Here is a 16,178-nt window from a genome sequence, read left to right on the forward strand (position 1 = left end):
GCTTCAAGACGCAGCGCGGGTTCGTGCCCGCGGTGCGCGGCGTCGACATCACCCTGCACGCGGGCAAGACGCTCGCCATCGTGGGAGAGTCCGGCTCGGGCAAGTCCACGACGGCGCAGGCCATCATCGACCTGCTGCCCGGCACCGGCCAGGTGACCGGCGGCCAGATCCTCTTCGAGGGCAGGGACCTGACGAAGCTGTCGTCGTCCGCGATGCAGAACGTTCGCGGCCGGGAGATCGGCTACGTGCCCCAGGACCCGATGTCCAACCTGAACCCGGTGTGGAACATCGGCTTCCAGGTGGAGGAGGCCATCAAGGCCAACAACGTCGCCCAGGGTAAGGAGGCCCGCGCCCGAACCATCCAGGTGCTGCAGGAAGCCGGCCTGAGTGACGCGGCGGACCGCCTCAAGCAGTACCCGCACCAGTTCTCCGGCGGCATGCGCCAGCGCGTGCTGATCGGCATCGGCCTCTCCGCCCGGCCCAAGCTGCTCATCGCCGACGAGCCCACCTCAGCGCTCGACGTCACCGTGCAACGTCAGATCCTCGACCACCTGGGCACCCTCACCCGCGACTACGGCACCAGCGTGCTGTTCATCACCCACGACCTCGGCCTCGCGGCGGAGCGGGCCGAGCAGCTCGTGGTGATGTACAAGGGCAAGGTCGTCGAGTCCGGCCCGTCGCAGGAGATCCTGGCCAACCCGCAGCATCCCTACACCCAGCGCCTGGTCTCTGCCGCGCCCAGCCTCGCCTCCCGACGCATCCAGTCGGCCAAGCACGCCGGCGCCGGTGACGCCGTGATCTTCGGTGAGGGTTCGCTCGACGAGGCCCTGATCGCCCGCGCGGCCGAGCGGGAGAACGCGGCCCCGGTCAGGGATCTCATTTCGGTGCGGGACATCTCCAAGGTGTACCGCATTCGCAAGAAAGGCCTGCGCACCGACGAACTCCGCGCCGTCGACGGCGTGAGCTTCGGAATCCAGAAGGGCACCACCACGGCCCTCGTGGGCGAGTCCGGCTCAGGGAAGTCCACGGTCGCCAAGCTGATCCTGCAGCTGGAGAGCATCACCAGCGGTGCGATCGAGTTCGACGGTCAGGACGTCGCCGGGCTCACGGGCAAGGAGCTCCTGAAGTTCCGCCGGCGGGTGCAGCCGGTCTTCCAGGACCCGTACGGATCCCTCGACCCGCAGTACAACGTGGGCAACACCATTGCCGAGCCGTTGCTCGCGCACGGTGCGGGAACGCCCAAGGAACGCCAGGCGCGCGTCAAGGAACTCCTCGAGCAGGTCTCGCTGCCGTGGGCATCGCGCTACCGGTACCCGAGTGAACTCTCCGGCGGGCAGCGCCAGCGCATCGCCATCGCGCGGGCGCTCGCGCTCAAGCCCGACGTGCTCGTGCTCGACGAGGCCGTGTCGGCGCTCGACGTGCTCGTGCAGGGCCAGGTTCTGAACCTGCTCACCGAGCTGCAGACCGAACTCGGCCTGACCTACCTGTTCATCACGCACGACCTCGCGGTGGTGCGTCTGGTGGCCGACAACGTCTGCGTCATGCAGAAGGGCCGGATCGTGGAGGCCGCGTCGACCGACGATGTCTTCGAGACTCCGCAGCAGGCCTATACGCAGGAACTACTCGCGGCGATCCCCGGCGGCAACTTCCAGTTCGGCCGGTAGCGACAGCCGGTAGGCGACACAGTCAGGGAACTGCCCTCGGCCACGGCCGGGGGGCAGTCCTCGTCAGCGAGGCAGGTCTTGCCAGGGAGGTGGGCACGATGGGGGAGTCCCCGACCGGGCGGGTACCCGGGGTCACCCTCCGCGCCCCCAGCTCGCTGGTCGTGGGCATCGCCCTGCTGGCCCTGGCGGGCGTGCTGCTGGCCGACGCGGCGTTGCGGGGCCGATGGGACGTCGTCGCGTTCTCCTCGCCCGCCCTTGGCCTGGTGGTGTGGGTCGCCGTGGAGGTGTTCCTCCGCCCCGGTATACGCCTGAATTCCGCCGGCATCACCGTGGTCAATCCGTTGTGGACGACCGAGGTGCCCTGGGGTGCGGTCACGGATGTGACGACCCGGTTCGTCGTGGCCGTCGAGACGACGGATGGCCGGCGCGTCCGCAGCTGGGGAGCACCGACGGCCGCACGCACCAGGCCGGCGGGGGCCCGACCGGCCGGGGCGCGCCCATCCGGGACGTCGGGGTGGCTGCGGGCGTCCCCGCCGCACCTCGTGATCGAGTCCTATCTCGTCCAGTACGGCGACCGGCCGGTGCCGGCGCATGCCGCCGGCCCGTTCGCCAACCGCCGGTTCCACGTCACGACGGCCGTCGTCGCCGGAGCGTTGCTGATCATCGCCGTCAGCCAGGCCCTGGCGGGCAGCTGAACCTGCTCATATGAGCACATCAGACGGTCGATTTCGCCGGCGGCGCGGCGGAATTGCTGCGAAATGGGTTAAATTCCGACCGAATTGTGCGAATTCCGCGTTTCCTGCGAATCCGCCGCCAGCGCTCGCCTAGGCTCTCTCCAACACCTGCTGAGCACCGGAGCTCTATACGTTATGGGCTTCCTGGGGGGAGCTGAGGGGGAACATCGTGACTCGAATCACCTGGTTTTTCGCACCTGTCGCCGGCGCGCCGCGCGAGAGAGCCGAAAGCGCTCCGAGCCTCGGCCCACGATCCGGTTCCGGGCGGGCGGCCAGGCTCTAGAGGCTGTTCGAGAACCGACATGGTCTTCTACACCCTTCGGCGATTCGTCAACTATTTCATCCTCTCCGCCATCGCGACGTGCCTCGCCTACGTCGTCGCGAGCCTGGCCCTTGACCCGGCAGCGAAATACTACGGGCGGAACCCTCAGCCCAGCGCCCACGTCATCGAGAACATCCTCAACGGCCTCGGCGTCAACCCAGACGTCCCCGTCCTGGTCCGGCTGTGGAACTGGATTCTCACCCTCGTCACGCAGGGGTCGCTCGGTGACACCGTGGGCGGCAAGTCCGTCGTCGCGGAAATCGTCACCCGGTCCGGCGTCAGCCTGCAACTGCTCCTCCTCGGGTCGATCATCGGCGCGATCCTCGGCGTGGTCCTCGGGGTCTGGGGCGCGGTCAAGCAGTACTCGCTGAGCGACCAGACCGTCACCTACAGCTCGTACCTGGTCTTCGCCACTCCGACGTTCGTCATCGGCGTGCTGCTCATGATCGGTGCGACGATGCTGAACGGCATCGTCGGTGCGCAACTGATCACCTTCACCGGGTCGTATTCGGCCGGCATGACCGGATCCTGGTGGGACCTGCTGGTCGACCGGGGAGTGCACCTGTTACTGCCGACCATCGCTCTGGTGCTCACCGGCGCCGCCAGCTACTCCCGATACCAGCGCAGTGTGATGCTCGACGTGCTCGCCTCCGACTACATCCGCACCGCCCGCTCCAAGGGGCGCTCGCGCAACTCCGCCCTGGTGCGACACGGGGTGCGGGTGGCGCTGATCCCCATGTCGACCTTCTTCGCCTACAGCTTCGGCACCCTCGTGTCCGGGTCCATCATGCTCGAGATCGTGTTCTCCTTTCACGGCATGGGCGAGTTCACCCTGCAGGCCATCACCCAGAGCGACATCAACGCCGTCGCCGGTTCCACCCTGTTCCTGGCCGTGCTGGTGCTGTTCTCCTCGACCCTGTCCGAAATTCTCTACGCAGCACTCGACCCCAGAGTGAGGAACTGACATGTCGATCGTCGAAGGCGCCAGCGCCACCCTCGCCGCCGGGCCGGAGCCCGAACCGCCTTCCGTGGTCATGGCCCGCAAGCCGCTCTCCCGGGGCCGGCTGATCTGGAACCGGTTGGCGCACACGCCGCGATTCTGGATCGGTGCCGTCGCGATGGGAACCATCGTGTTGTGGGCCGTGCTCGGACCGGTGTTCTACCCGATTGACGCGTTCAGCCGGGACCCGCTCAACATGGGCATGGGACCCACCCAACTGCACTGGTTCGGCACCAACAACATCGGCCAGGACATTTATGCCCAGACCCTCATCGGCCTGCAGAAGTCCCTGGTCATCGGCCTGATCGCCGGCCCCCTCGGTACGCTGATCGCCGCCATCGTCGGTTCGGTGGCCGGGTACTTGGGCGGCATCGTCGACAACGTGCTGGTCTGGGTGATCAACCTGCTGCTCGTGCTGCCGTCGTTCATCCTGCTCGTCATCCTCAGCCCGCTGTTCGAAGACCTGTCCTGGATCTTCCTCACGGTGTTCCTGGCCGGTTTCAGCTGGATGATCATGGCCCAGGTGATCCGGTCGCAGACCCGGTCGCTGCGCGGACGCGACTTTGTCAAGGCCGCCCGGTATATGGGAGTGCCGATGCCCACCATCCTGGCCCGGCACATCATCCCGAACCTGGCGTCGCTGCTGATCATCGACGCGACCCTCGGTGTCGTGGCGATGATCATGGCCGAGACCAGCCTGAGCTACTTCGGCTTCGGCATCCGCGCTCCCGACGTGTCGCTGGGCACCCTGCTCTCGGAGGGCACGGCCGCGGCGGTCACGCGGCCCTGGCTCTTCGTCTTCCCGGCGGGCGTGCTGATCGCGACGCTCTTCGCCGTCAGCCTGATCGGGGACGCCCTGCGCGACGCCGTCGACCCCACATCGGGAGTGAACCGTGACTGATTTTCAATCTCTTCCCGCCGCGCAGGGGACGACGCGCCGCAGCACGCCGCTGCTGAAGGTGCGGAACCTCTCGGTGACCTTCCCGCAGCGCGGCGGCCCGCCGGTGAACGCCGTGCGCGGTATCAGTTACGACGTGCACGAGGGCGAATTCCTCGGCATCGTCGGCGAATCCGGCTCGGGCAAGTCGGTGTCGTCGCTGGCCCTGATGGGGCTGCTGCCGAGCTCGGCGCAGATCACCGGAGACATCGACTTCGACGGCCACAAGCTGCTGGAGATGAACGACCGCCAGCTCTCGGGGCTGCGCGGCCGCGACATCTCGATGATCTTCCAGGACCCGCTGTCCGCCCTCACCCCGGTGTACACCGTGGGTGACCAGATCGCCGAGGCCCTGCTGCTGCACGACTCGGCGCTGAGCAAACAGGCCGCCAGGTCCCGCGCCATCGAACTGCTCAAGGTGGTGGGCATCCCCGCCCCTGAACGTCGCGCCAAGGCGTTTCCACACGAGTTCTCCGGCGGCATGCGGCAACGCGCGATGATCGCGATGTCCATCGCGAACGACCCCAAACTGATCGTGGCGGATGAGCCGACGACAGCGCTGGACGTGACCATCCAGGCCCAGATCCTGGAGGTGCTCGAGAAGGCCAAGGAGCTCACCGGCGCTGCCGTGGTTCTGATCACCCACGACCTCGGCGTCGTGGCCGGGCACGCCGACCGGATCGCCGTCATGTACGCCGGCAAGCTTGTGGAGAACGGCAGCACCGCCGATGTCTTCAGCGACCCGCACATGCCGTATTCGATCGGGCTGCTGCGCTCGGTGCCCAACATGCAGACCGCCGGCACCCAGCGGCTGGTGCCGCTGGAGGGTCGCCCGCCGTCGCTGACCGCCCTGCCGCCCGGATGCCCGTTCGCCGCGCGGTGCCCGATCGCCCTCGACATCTGCCGTGAGGTGGAACCTCTGCTTGCCTCGCACGGCGAGTTCGCGGATGGGGTGAGAGTCCCCGGGCTGGACCTAGCCGCGGCCGGGACGCCGAGGGATCAGCCGGTCGACAGCCACGTGGCCGCGTGCCACCGCTCGGGCGAGATCGCCTCGGGCCGCCTCACCCGCGCCGACGTCTTCCCCCGGCCGGAGCCGCTGGAAATGCAGCACGCCGTCGCGCGTGAAGCCCAGGTGCCGGTGCTCACCGTCACCGACCTGAAACGGCACTTCCCGCTCACCAACGGGGGACTGTTCTCCCGCCGGATCGGCACGGTTCGGGCCGTGGACGGCGTCTCATTCTCGATCCAGCCCGGCCAGACCCTCGGCCTGGTCGGCGAGTCCGGCTGCGGAAAGTCGACCACGATCCTCGAAATCCTCGAGATGGCGACCCCGCAGGCCGGGAAGATCCTGATCGACGGCACCGACATCGGCACGGCAAGCCGGGCCGAGCGGCTGAAGTTGCGGAAAGACGTGCAGATCGTCTTCCAGGACCCGATGGCCGCCATCGACCCGCGCCTGCCGATCGGCGAGGTGATCGGCGAACCGCTCACGGTGCACGGCGTGGGCCGGGCCGAGCGGCGAGCCCGGGTACAGGAGCTGCTCGACCTGGTCGGGCTCGACCCGCAGATGGCCGACCGGTATCCGCACGAATTCTCCGGCGGCCAGCGCCAGCGCATCGGAATCGCCCGGGCACTGGCCACCAATCCGCGCCTGGTCGTGCTCGACGAACCGGTCTCCGCCCTCGACGTGTCGATCCAGGCCGGCGTGATCAACCTGCTCGAGGACCTCAAGGAACAGCTGGGCCTGTCCTACCTGTTCGTGGCGCACGACCTCGCCATCGTGCGGCAGATCGCCGACACGGTCGCTGTCATGTACCTGGGCCGCATCGTGGAGTACGGGCCGGTGGCCGAGGTGTTCGCGCGCCCGCGGCATCCGTATACCCAGGCGCTCATCTCGGCGGCGCCGATCCCCGACCCCGCCATCGAGCGCAGCCGCACCCGGGTGCTGCTCGAGGGCGACCTGCCCAGCCCCACCGAGGAGATCACCGGCTGCAATTTCCGCACCCGGTGCCCCCTGTACCGACTGCTCGATCCCGCCGCCCAGTCGCTGTGCACGACTGACGACCCGCCGCTGGTCACCCACGACGGTGTCGACGCCGCCTGCCACCACGTCGATCGCAACCGCATCGTCGACTCGGCGCTGGTGGGCGCCCCCTGAACCCGTCCGACCGTACGAGAAGCATCATCCGCACCACCACACAGCACGCACAGCCCGTCACCAAGATAAGAAGGAGAAACCCCATGCGTCGAATAAACACCGCATTTGCTGCAGTCGCCGTCCTGAGTGCGTCTGCCCTACTGCTCACAGCCTGCGCGCCAGGCAACACCTCCTCGGATGCGCCGAGCGCGGGTGCCACAGAGGAACTGCCCAGCACCGCGTGGGCGGTCGCCGACGCGGCCGACGTCGAAGACGGCGGCACGCTGAACCTGGCCATCAACGCCATGCCGGTCAACTGGAACACCTCTGAGGTGGACGGCAACGAGGTTGACACCGTCAACACCGTCGAGCCGACCACCGGCGGCCCGATCGAGATTGCCGAAGACGGGACCGCCGTCGTCAATCCCGACTACGCGGTTTCGGCAGAGGTCATCAGCGACGACCCGCAGGTCGTGGAGATCACGCTCAACCCGGACGCGGTCTGGGAAGACGGCACCCCCATCACCTACAAGGACTACGTCGGCACCTGGCAGGCCCTGAACGGCACCAATGAGGAGTACCTCGGCGCTTCCACGGCGATCTACGAGGACATCACCGCCATCGAGTCGTCGGGTGACGACTACACCTTCACCGTCACGTTCGGTCAGATCACGGCCGACTGGCAGTCGATCTTCACCACCGTCCTGCCCACCGCGGTGACCGCGACGCCCGAGGCGTTCAACACCGGTTACACCACCATCCCGGTGCCGTCCTCCGGCCCGTTCATGATCTCGGACATCGACCCGTCCGGCCAGGTCGTGACCATGGTGCGGAACCCAGCCTGGTGGGGCGAGACGCCCAAGCTCGACACGATCATCGTGAAGGTCGTCGACGGCGCCACCCAGGCCACTGCCTTCGGCAACTCGGAGACCGACGTGCTGTATATCTCGTCGAACGCCGACGCGTACCAGACCGCCACGAAGCGTTCGGACGCCGAGATTCAGGCATCCGGTGGTCTCACCTGGACCCACGTCACCATGAACAGCGCCAAGGGGCCGCTGGCCGATGAGACCCTGCGCCGGGCCATCGGGCACTCGATCAACCGTGAACTGATTTCCGAATCCGCCAACACCCCGGTCGGCGTCGCCGCCACCACGCAGGGCAGCTACATCTTCATGCCCGGCCAGAAGGGCTACGAAGACAACGTGGGTGCCGCCATCGGCTTCGACGTCGAAGGGGCCGCCGACCTGTTCGACGAGGCCGGCTACGAGCTGAACGACGACGGACTTCGGGAGAAGGACGGCGACGTGCTGACTCTCTCGATCACCGTTCCGGCCGAGACGCCGACCAACAAGCAGCGCGCCGTCCAGGTGCAGGCCGACCTCAAGGATGTGGGTGTCACCGTCGAACTCGACGAGGTTCCCGCCGCCAAGTACTTCTCGGACTACATCATCGCCGGCGACTACGAGATGACCAGCTTCTCCTGGCAGGGCACCGCGTTCCCCATCTCGTCGTCTGAGGCGCTGTTCTCCCCGGTCGACTCCGAGTCGAACTTCACCGGCATCACCGACGAGTCGCTCGAGGGCCTGTATGACGAGGTGAACGCCGAGCTCGATCCCGACAAGCGTCTGGAGATTGCCGACGAGATCGACAAGGTGCTCGCTTCCTACGTGCCGATCGTGCCGCTCGCTCCGCTGCCGAACGTGTACGCGGTGAAGGACGGACTGGTCAACTACGGCGCCAAGCAGTTCCAGTCGGTCGACTGGACCGTGGTGGGCTGGGCCAAGTAACCGGCGCGAATAGAACACGGCTTAGGCCGCCGGCACCCGCCCGCACCTGAACCCGGATGGGGCGTGGCCGAGGCCGCGTCCCATCCTGTGTTTCCGGGTGGCAACCATCCTTCGACACGGGTCGAGCGCGTTGACATGGAGATTCTCCGGTTCGCCCCCGTCCTGTTGGTTGAGCTAGTCGAAACCCGGTGACCTGCCTCTCGGGCGCCCTTATATAGGAGTGTCCGTCGCTCGCCCGACGGGAAGGTGGCTGAGTACGGTAAGATAAATCCTTGGGTCCGCAGTGACCCCACTCATCCACTCTTCGCCGCATTCGCTTTTACGCGGCATCCATTCTTCGTAAGGATCTATTTTTATGGCGATTGCTACCCGCAATAACCTCCGGAATGTTGCAATCGTTGCCCACGTTGACCACGGCAAGACGACCCTGGTCGACGCGATGCTGCAGCAGACGAACTCCTTCGCCGAGCACTCGCACACCGAAGAGCGTGCGATGGACTCCAACGAGCTCGAGCGCGAAAAGGGCATCACGATCCTCGCCAAGAACACGGCGATCTCGTACAAGGGCATCCACGCCACCGACGGACCCATCACCATCAACGTGATCGACACCCCCGGCCACGCCGACTTCGGTGGCGAAGTCGAGCGCGGCCTGTCCATGGTCGACGGTGTCGTGCTCCTCGTCGACGCATCCGAGGGCCCGCTGCCGCAGACCCGCTTCGTGCTGCGCAAGGCACTTGAGGCGCACCTGCCCGTGATCCTCCTCGTCAACAAGACCGACCGTCCGGACGCCCGTATCGATGAGGTCGTCGAAGAGAGTCAGGACCTGCTCCTCGGCCTCGCCTCGGACATGGCCGACGACGTGCCCGACCTGGACCTTGACCTGGTCCTGAACGTGCCGGTCGTCTACGCATCCGGCCGTGCCGGCGCCGCCAGCCTGAACAAGCCCGACAACGGCGCGCTGCCCGACAACGACGACCTCGAGCCGCTCTTCGAAGCAATCCTCCAGCACATCCCCGCTCCCGTCTACGACGACGAGCACCCGCTGCAGGCCTGGGTCACCAACCTCGACTCCTCGCCGTTCCTCGGCCGTCTCGCGCTGCTGCGTGTCTTCCAGGGCACCATCAAGAAGGGCCAGACCGTGGCCTGGGTCAAGCACGACGGCACCGTCTCCAACGTGCGCGTGACCGAACTCATGATCACCAAGGCCCTCGACCGTTATCCGGCCGAGAGCGCCGGACCGGGTGACATCGTCGCCGTCGCCGGATTCCCGGACATCACCATCGGTGAGACCCTCGCCGACCCGGATGACGTTCGCCCGCTCCCGACCATCACGGTTGATGACCCGGCCATCTCGATGACCATCGGCACCAACACCTCGCCGCTCATCGGCAAGGTCAAGGGCCACAAGCTCACCGCCCGCATGGTCAAGGACCGTCTCGACAAGGAACTCGTCGGTAACGTCTCGCTCCGCGTTCTCGACATCGGCCGTCCGGACGCCTGGGAAGTCCAGGGCCGTGGCGAGCTCGCTCTCGCCATCCTGGTCGAGCAGATGCGTCGCGAGGGCTTCGAGCTCACCGTCGGCAAGCCGCAGGTCGTCGTGAAGCGTGTCGACGGCAAGATCCACGAGCCGTACGAGCACCTCACCATCGACTCGCCTGAGGAGTACCTCGGCGCGATCACCCAGCTCCTCGCCGCCCGTAAGGGTCGCATGGAGAACATGGCGAACCACGGCACCGGCTGGGTCCGCATGGAGTTCATCGTTCCGTCGCGCGGCCTGATCGGCTTCCGCACCGAGTTCCTCACGGACACCCGCGGAACCGGTATCGCCAACGCGATCTTCCACGGCTACGAGGCCTGGGCCGGCACCATCAACACCCGTACCAACGGCTCCATTGTGGCCGACCGTGCCGGTGTGGTCACGCCGTTCGCCATCATCGCCCTGCAGGAGCGCATGCAGTTCTTCGTCAACCCGACCGAAGAGGTCTACGAGGGCATGGTCATCGGCGAGAACTCGCGCGGTGACGACATGGACGTGAACATCACCAAGGAAAAGAAGCTGACCAACATGCGTCAGTCCACCTCCGACACGTTCGAGTCGATGACCCCGTCGAAGCAGCTCACTCTCGAGCAGTGCCTCGAATTCGCCCGCGAAGACGAGTGCGTCGAGGTCACCCCCGCTGTCGTCCGGATCCGCAAGGTCGAGCTCGCCGCATCCGCTCGTCAACGCAACGTTTCGCGTCTGAAGAAGCAGGACGCGAACTAGATCCACCGTTCCATCTGCTGCAGGCATCCAGTTCCGGTTCTCCGGCGCGGGGTGCCTGCGGTTTTTTGTCAGGCACGAGTACGACAACGCGTGAGGGAACCATGACCACAGCATGCAAGTTGACGACGTCCTCCCTGCGGATGGGCCTGGCCCTGGTGACGGTGCTCGCCGCCGGACCGGCTCTGGCCGGCTGCTCCGACGGACAGGTGCAGGATGCAGTGAACGGCGCCGTGCAGGGAGCCACCGACGGTGACGTGAGCCTGGGCGGAGCGCTGCCCGACGGTTGGCCCGCGGAGATCCCCGTGATCGATGGCGACATCAAGTTCGGCGCCGGCAACACCACCAACGGGGACCAGGGTTGGGTCGTCACGATCGCCTCCGGCGCCACCGACCCGCTGGCCGACGCGAAGCAGCTCCTCGTCGAAGCCGGCTACGAACCCGACACCGGCAACTCCGCCAACGTAGGCGACGTGGGTGTGGTGGCCCTGAAGAACGCTACCTACACGGTCACGATCGCGGGCACCCCCGACGGCGTGCTCTACACGGTCGCGCCCGCGAGCTAGGCGAAGAGCCCGGCGCCTACGTACGACCCCTCGCTCGCCCCGGGGGGCACCGCGAAGAGGGCGGAGCCGACGTGGCGGATGTACTCGTTGAGGGCGTCGTTGCGGGCCAGGTTCAGCTGCACCGTCGTGAAGCTGGCCGGGGTGCGCTGGAAGCTGATGAAGAACAGCCCGGCATCGAGGCGGCCGAGCGCGTCGTTGCCGTCGACGAAGTTATAGCCGCGGCGAAGGATGCGAATCCCGTCATTCTGCGCTGGGTGCGCCAGGCGAACGTGGGCGGCCGTGTCGATCAGCGGCTGGTCCGCCCGACCGGCGAGGGTGAAGTCGGGTTCGGTGAACTCGGTGCCGCCGGACAACGGCGCCCCTTCGCCCTTGGTGCGGCCGATGACACCCTCCTGCTCGCGTAGGCTGCTGCGGTCCCAGGTCTCGATGGTCATGCGGATGCGCCGCGCCACGAGATACGAGCCGCCGGCGAGCCAGGCCGGGCCGTCGTTCGCTCCCACCCAGAGGTGCTCGGTCACCGCGGCGGGCTCCTCGGCCTTGATGTTGGCCGTGCCGTCCTTGAACCCGAACAGGTTGCGCGGGGTGGCCTGGCTGGTGCTGGTGGAGGAGGTGCGGCCGAAGCCCAGCTGGGACCAGCGGATGGCCGCCCGCCCGAACGCGATGCGGGACAGGTTGCGGATGGCGTGCACGGCGATCTGCGGGTCGTTCGCGCAAGCCTGGATGCACAGGTCCCCGCCGCTGCCGGCCTCCTCGAGCATGTCGCCGGGGAAGTGCGGCAGCTCGACCAGGTCCGCCGGTCGCCGGGCGGCCAGGCCGAATCGGTCCACTCCGGCCGCGGTCTGGAACAGACTGGGCCCGAAACCGAACGTGATGGTCAGACCGGCCGGCGGCAGGCCGACGGCCTCTCCGGTGTCCTCCGGCGGTGCGTCATACGGGCCGCTGACCGCGCCGTAGTCCCCGATATCCTTGCCGGCGGTCATCGCGGCCGCCGCGACAGTCCAGTCCTGCAGCAGTTCGATCAGCTCCGCCCGGCTGGTGCCGTCGGTGACGTCGAACGCAGCGAAGTGCAACCGGTCCTGGGCCGGCGTGACGATGCCGGCCTGGTGTTTCTGGTAGAACGGGTAGACGGCGCCGGCGCCTGCGGAGGACGCCGCCGCGGCCAGTGCGACGCGGTCCCCGGCGATTCCCAGTCCGAGACCGGCAACCCCGGCCCCTGCCAGGCCGAGCAGCCCGCGCCGGGACAGGCCCCGGGGCGCGTGCGCATCCGTCGTGGGGTCGGGGGAGTCGGTCATCTGGTGTGGGGTTCTTTCGTTAGAGCACGAGCGTAGCGGTGAGCTGGTTCAGCGGTTCGCCGAGCGCGTTCACCTGGTCGGCGAAGGCCTTGATCTCCGCCGAAGTGAGGTCGGTGTACAGGGTGAAGCCGTCGCCGATGCGTTCCGCATCGAGGAGCACCTGCAGGGCGTCGAACTCCGTGTCAAGCTCGGCGGCCAGGTCGGCGTCCTCCTCCAGCAGGATGTCGCGCACCCCGGCGTAGAGCACCTTGGCGCCGTCGATGTTGGCCTGGAAGTCCCATAGGTCGGTGTGCGACCAAAACTCTTCCTCGCCGGTGACCTTGCCGGTGGCGACCTCGTCGAGCAGCCCGATCGCGCCGTTGGTCTGCTGCGACAGGGTGAAGTCCAAGTCCTGCACCTTCTCGTTCAGCGTGGTGGTGTCCGCGACGAGCAGGTCGGCCAGGTTCTGGCGCTGCTCGGGGGTGTACGCGGTGAAGCCGGCCTCGGCGTCGGCGGGCCAGAGGTCCTTCTCGATCGCGTGCCAGCCGGTCCAGTCCTGGCCCTCCTCGAGGTCGGCCTCCCGGAGGTCCAGCTGCGGGTCCAGGTCGCCGAACGACTCCGCGACGGTCTCCACCCGCTCCCAGTGGGCGCGGGTGCCGGCGTAGAGGGCGCGGGCGGTGTCGTCGTCGCCGGCCAGGTACGCGTCGGCGAAGGACTGGGTGCCGGTGAGGAGCTGGGCCACCTGGTCGCGCACGTAAGCGGCGTAGTTGCTGTTGGCGACCTCGACCTGGGCATCCAGGTCGGCGTCAACGGCCACGTCGTTGCCGGAGTCGGTGACGGTGAACGTGGTCTTGTCGATGCCGTCGCCGACCATGCCGGGCTTGCAGGTGGTGAGGTAGGTGCCGGGGGCGAGTTGCACGACGAGGTCGCGGCTGAGGCCCGGGCCGATATTCTCGACCTCGCCGACGATCCGCAGGCCGTCCTCGGCGAGAAGGTAGAACTCGGTCACCTGGTCACCGGAGTTGGTGACAGCGAAGCTCAGGTTGCCGGACGGCGCCTCCGCAGCGGAGACGGCGCAGGCATCCGCACTGCTGTCGACGGTGAGCGCCCCCTTCGGCGAGTCGGTGGCGGTGGCGTTGGCGACGCAGCCGGTGAGGGCGAGCAGACCGGCCGCCGTGACGGCGACGAGGGGGAGGAGACGGGCGCGCATAGGTGTCCTTCGAGGGGGAGGGCGGTGCGTGGTCAGTGGACGGGGATCGCGGGTGCGGCCTGGCGTGGTGCGGCTGAGGCGGCGGGCCTGGACTGCCGGCTCTTCACGATGAAAAGCGTCAGGGTGGGCACCATGTACGCGACCCAGGCGAACATCTCGAGCCAGGTCGTCGCCGGCGAGAAATTGAGGGTGCCCTTGAGCAGGGTGCCGTACCAGCTGTCCGGTGGAATGGCGGCCGAGACGTCGAACGCCAGCGAGTTCAGCCCCGGCAGAATGCCGGCTTCCTGCAGGTCGTGCACACCATAGGACAGCACGCCGGCGGCGACGATGATGAGGATGGCGCCGGTCCAGGTGAAGAAGCGGGCCAGGTTGATCTTGAGCATGCCCGCGTAGACCAGCCAGCCCAGGCCCACCGCGGTGAGGATGCCCAGGCTCGCGCCGACCAGCGGCAACGTGGTCTCGCCCGTGGCCTGCACCGCCGCCCAGATGAACAGGGCGGTTTCGATGCCCTCCCGGCCCACCGCGAGAAAAGCCACGAGCACCAGGCCCATGCCGCTGCCGACGAGGTGTTTGTCGATGCTGCCGTGCAGGTGTCCCTTGAGGTCCCTGGCCGTCCGCAGCATCCAGAACACCATCCAGGTCACCAGGCCCGTGGCGATGATCGAGAGCAACCCGCCGATGGTCTCCTGCGCGGCGAAGCTCAGCCCATAGGTCCCGAAGGTGAGGATGGCGCCGAGGATGAGGGCCAGCAGCACGGCCAGGCCGATCCCGGTCCAGAGGCGCGGCAACACGTCGCGGCGGCCGATCTTCACCACGTAGGCGATCAGGATCGTCACGATCAATGCTGCTTCGAGCCCCTCGCGGAGGCCGATCAGGTAGTTTGCGAGCACAGTGCTTCCCGGTCGGAGGTTGTTTGTGTGAGAACGTACAGGATGGTAAGGCTTACCTTACTCGTTCAGTGTACGGATGGCCTCTCGGGCTGTCCAGTTAGAATTTGTCGGCGGCACACGGTCCCGGGCGTCGCCCGGCACCCGCCACCTCTCCAGCCGCCTCGTTCAGGAGTTTTCCCCATGGTCATGTCCGGCAGCGGCGAACGCGTGGTCTTCGTGCTCGATACTCCAGGGGACGAGTCGCTCCACACCGGCGGCACCATCGCACGCCTGCTCGACGACGGCGCCCAGGTGACGGTGCTCTTCGGCCGCACGGATGCGGCGACGGCCGACGCCGATGCCGTCATCGCGGCCCGCGAGGCGCTCGGCGAAACCGAGTCGGGCCAGTGGCGGGTGCTGTCCGGGAACTCGGACGCGGCCGTGCGCCGCGAGGTCCTCGGAGCGGCCCTCGCCGAGGCCCGGGCGACCGCCGTCGTGACCGCGGCGGCCGAGCCGGTCCTGCGCCGGGCCGCTGCCGACGCTGCCGGCGACCACGGGGTGCCGGTCTTCCTCAGTAGTCGGGTGTCCGCCGCCGCGGGCCAGCGGCTGACGGCCATCGATGTGAGCGACCACCTAGACCGCAAGCTCCAGGCGCTGGGCGCGTACCACGGCCGCTGGGGCGTCGACGGCCGCCTGGTGCGCCTCGCCGACGGGGGAGAGGTGCCGGTGACGGGGTCGGAAACCTACGTGCGCACGAGCGAGCCCGCCCGGCCTGCCGTGGTGGACGAGGCCCCGACGGCGGCGACCCGCGCGGTCACCACGCTCGTGGCCCTGGCCGCTGGAGTGCTCTTCGGAGTGCTGGGCACCGTGGCGCACCAGACCACCTTCGGGCTCGGGCCGATCACCGTGCCCATCGGGTTGGTCCTCTCCCTCATCGCCACCGGCACGCTCCTGGTCGGCCTTCGGCTGGTGGTCCGGGACCGCCTTGTCGTGCTCGCCGCCGCGGTGGGGATGCTCGCCACCGTTTTCCTGCTGTCTCTCCGCAGCACCGGCGGGTCGGTCCTGGTGCCCCAGGGCCTGCTGGGCACGATCTGGACCGTCGTGCCTGCCCTGGTCGCGGCGCTGGTCATCGCTTGGCCGCGAATACCGGCCCGTCGGCCAACGGCGTAGACTGATTACTCTGTTCGTGAAGGGAATTCCGCCACTGTGACGTACGTCATCGCCTTGCCCTGTGTGGACGTCAAGGATCGCGCTTGCGTCGACGAGTGCCCCGTCGACTGCATTTACGAGGGCGAACGCTCCCTCTACATCCACCCTGACGAATGCGTCGACTGTGGCGCCTGCGAACCGGTGTGTCCGGTCGAGGCCATCTACTACGAAGACGACCTGCCCGAGCAGTGGGCGGACTACTACAA

The 16,178-nt window shown here is 67.7% G+C and carries 13 protein-coding genes; 10 read left to right on the top strand and 3 right to left on the bottom strand.

Annotated features, from left to right (window positions below):
* The 8 genes from JWP54_RS17485 to JWP54_RS17520 form a co-directional block, all read left to right on the top strand.
* Positions 1-1,664 (top strand): ABC transporter ATP-binding protein (locus JWP54_RS17485; RefSeq protein ID WP_297374868.1); only part of this gene is annotated, 1,664 nt, incomplete at its 5' end.
* Positions 1,665-1,762: 98 nt separating this feature from the next.
* Positions 1,763-2,359: a PH domain-containing protein gene (locus JWP54_RS17490; RefSeq protein ID WP_297374870.1), complete on the top strand. Its 597-nt coding sequence runs from the start codon at positions 1,763-1,765 to the stop codon at positions 2,357-2,359.
* Between the two features lie 341 nt (positions 2,360-2,700).
* Complete coding sequence (locus JWP54_RS17495; RefSeq protein WP_297374872.1) at positions 2,701-3,684, top strand: ABC transporter permease; 984 nt, start codon at positions 2,701-2,703, stop codon at positions 3,682-3,684.
* 1 nt (position 3,685) lies between these two features.
* Positions 3,686-4,621: an ABC transporter permease gene (locus tag JWP54_RS17500; protein WP_297374874.1), complete on the top strand. Its 936-nt coding sequence runs from the start codon at positions 3,686-3,688 to the stop codon at positions 4,619-4,621.
* Positions 4,614-6,815, top strand: coding sequence for an ABC transporter ATP-binding protein (locus JWP54_RS17505; RefSeq protein ID WP_297374877.1), 2,202 nt, complete (start codon positions 4,614-4,616; stop codon positions 6,813-6,815). Before JWP54_RS17500 ends, JWP54_RS17505 begins: the two co-directional genes overlap by 8 nt.
* Before the next feature lie 83 nt (positions 6,816-6,898).
* Positions 6,899-8,584: an ABC transporter family substrate-binding protein gene (locus tag JWP54_RS17510; RefSeq protein ID WP_297374880.1), complete on the top strand. Its 1,686-nt coding sequence runs from the start codon at positions 6,899-6,901 to the stop codon at positions 8,582-8,584.
* A gap of 355 nt (positions 8,585-8,939) precedes the next feature.
* Entirely contained in the window at positions 8,940-10,850 is a 1,911-nt protein-coding gene (typA, locus tag JWP54_RS17515) for a translational GTPase TypA (RefSeq protein ID WP_297374883.1), read from the top strand.
* A 119-nt stretch (positions 10,851-10,969) separates the two neighbouring features.
* Positions 10,970-11,413 (top strand): hypothetical protein, encoded by a 444-nt coding sequence (locus JWP54_RS17520; RefSeq protein WP_297374887.1) that lies wholly within the window; start codon positions 10,970-10,972, stop codon positions 11,411-11,413.
* Here JWP54_RS17520 and efeB read toward each other — a convergent pair.
* From efeB to efeU, 3 genes are read right to left on the bottom strand one after another with little or no spacing between them, the layout of a single operon-like run.
* The gene (efeB, locus tag JWP54_RS17525; protein ID WP_297374889.1) at positions 11,410-12,705 is read right to left on the bottom strand and encodes an iron uptake transporter deferrochelatase/peroxidase subunit; all 1,296 of its coding nucleotides are present in this window, start codon (positions 12,703-12,705) and stop codon (positions 11,410-11,412) included. The genes JWP54_RS17520 and efeB overlap by 4 nt on opposite strands.
* Positions 12,706-12,724: 19 nt before the next feature.
* Positions 12,725-13,894, bottom strand: coding sequence for an iron uptake system protein EfeO (gene efeO / locus JWP54_RS17530; protein WP_297374892.1), 1,170 nt, complete (start codon positions 13,892-13,894; stop codon positions 12,725-12,727).
* Positions 13,895-13,926: 32 nt separating this feature from the next.
* Positions 13,927-14,784: an iron uptake transporter permease EfeU gene (gene efeU / locus JWP54_RS17535; protein WP_297374895.1), complete on the bottom strand. Its 858-nt coding sequence runs from the start codon at positions 14,782-14,784 to the stop codon at positions 13,927-13,929.
* A gap of 180 nt (positions 14,785-14,964) precedes the next feature.
* Here efeU and JWP54_RS17540 point away from each other — a divergent pair, with 180 nt between their 5' ends.
* Together JWP54_RS17540 and fdxA are read left to right on the top strand one after the other, a co-directional pair.
* On the top strand, positions 14,965-15,933 hold the full coding sequence (locus JWP54_RS17540) for a hypothetical protein (RefSeq protein ID WP_297374898.1): 969 nt from the start codon (positions 14,965-14,967) through the stop codon (positions 15,931-15,933).
* A 36-nt stretch (positions 15,934-15,969) separates the two neighbouring features.
* Positions 15,970-16,178 (top strand): ferredoxin (gene fdxA / locus JWP54_RS17545; protein ID WP_297374901.1); only part of this gene is annotated, 209 nt, incomplete at its 3' end.

Origin of the sequence: Cryobacterium sp. (assembly GCF_025463825.1) — a bacterium.
Classification (GTDB): Bacteria; Actinomycetota; Actinomycetes; order Actinomycetales; family Microbacteriaceae; genus Cryobacterium.

What these genes read in the sequence shown, in the direction of transcription:
- JWP54_RS17490 (WP_297374870.1), top strand. Translation starts at nt 1,763, where the DNA reads ATGGGGGAGTCCCCGACCGGGCGGGTACCCGGGGTCACCCTCCGCGCC.
- JWP54_RS17495 (WP_297374872.1), top strand. Translation starts at nt 2,701, where the DNA reads ATGGTCTTCTACACCCTTCGGCGATTCGTCAACTATTTCATCCTCTCC.
- JWP54_RS17500 (WP_297374874.1), top strand. Translation starts at nt 3,686, where the DNA reads ATGTCGATCGTCGAAGGCGCCAGCGCCACCCTCGCCGCCGGGCCGGAG.
- JWP54_RS17510 (WP_297374880.1), top strand. Translation starts at nt 6,899, where the DNA reads ATGCGTCGAATAAACACCGCATTTGCTGCAGTCGCCGTCCTGAGTGCG.
- typA (WP_297374883.1), top strand. Translation starts at nt 8,940, where the DNA reads ATGGCGATTGCTACCCGCAATAACCTCCGGAATGTTGCAATCGTTGCC.
- efeB (WP_297374889.1), bottom strand. Translation starts at nt 12,705, where the DNA reads ATGACCGACTCCCCCGACCCCACGACGGATGCGCACGCGCCCCGGGGC.
- efeO (WP_297374892.1), bottom strand. Translation starts at nt 13,894, where the DNA reads ATGCGCGCCCGTCTCCTCCCCCTCGTCGCCGTCACGGCGGCCGGTCTG.
- JWP54_RS17540 (WP_297374898.1), top strand. Translation starts at nt 14,965, where the DNA reads ATGGTCATGTCCGGCAGCGGCGAACGCGTGGTCTTCGTGCTCGATACT.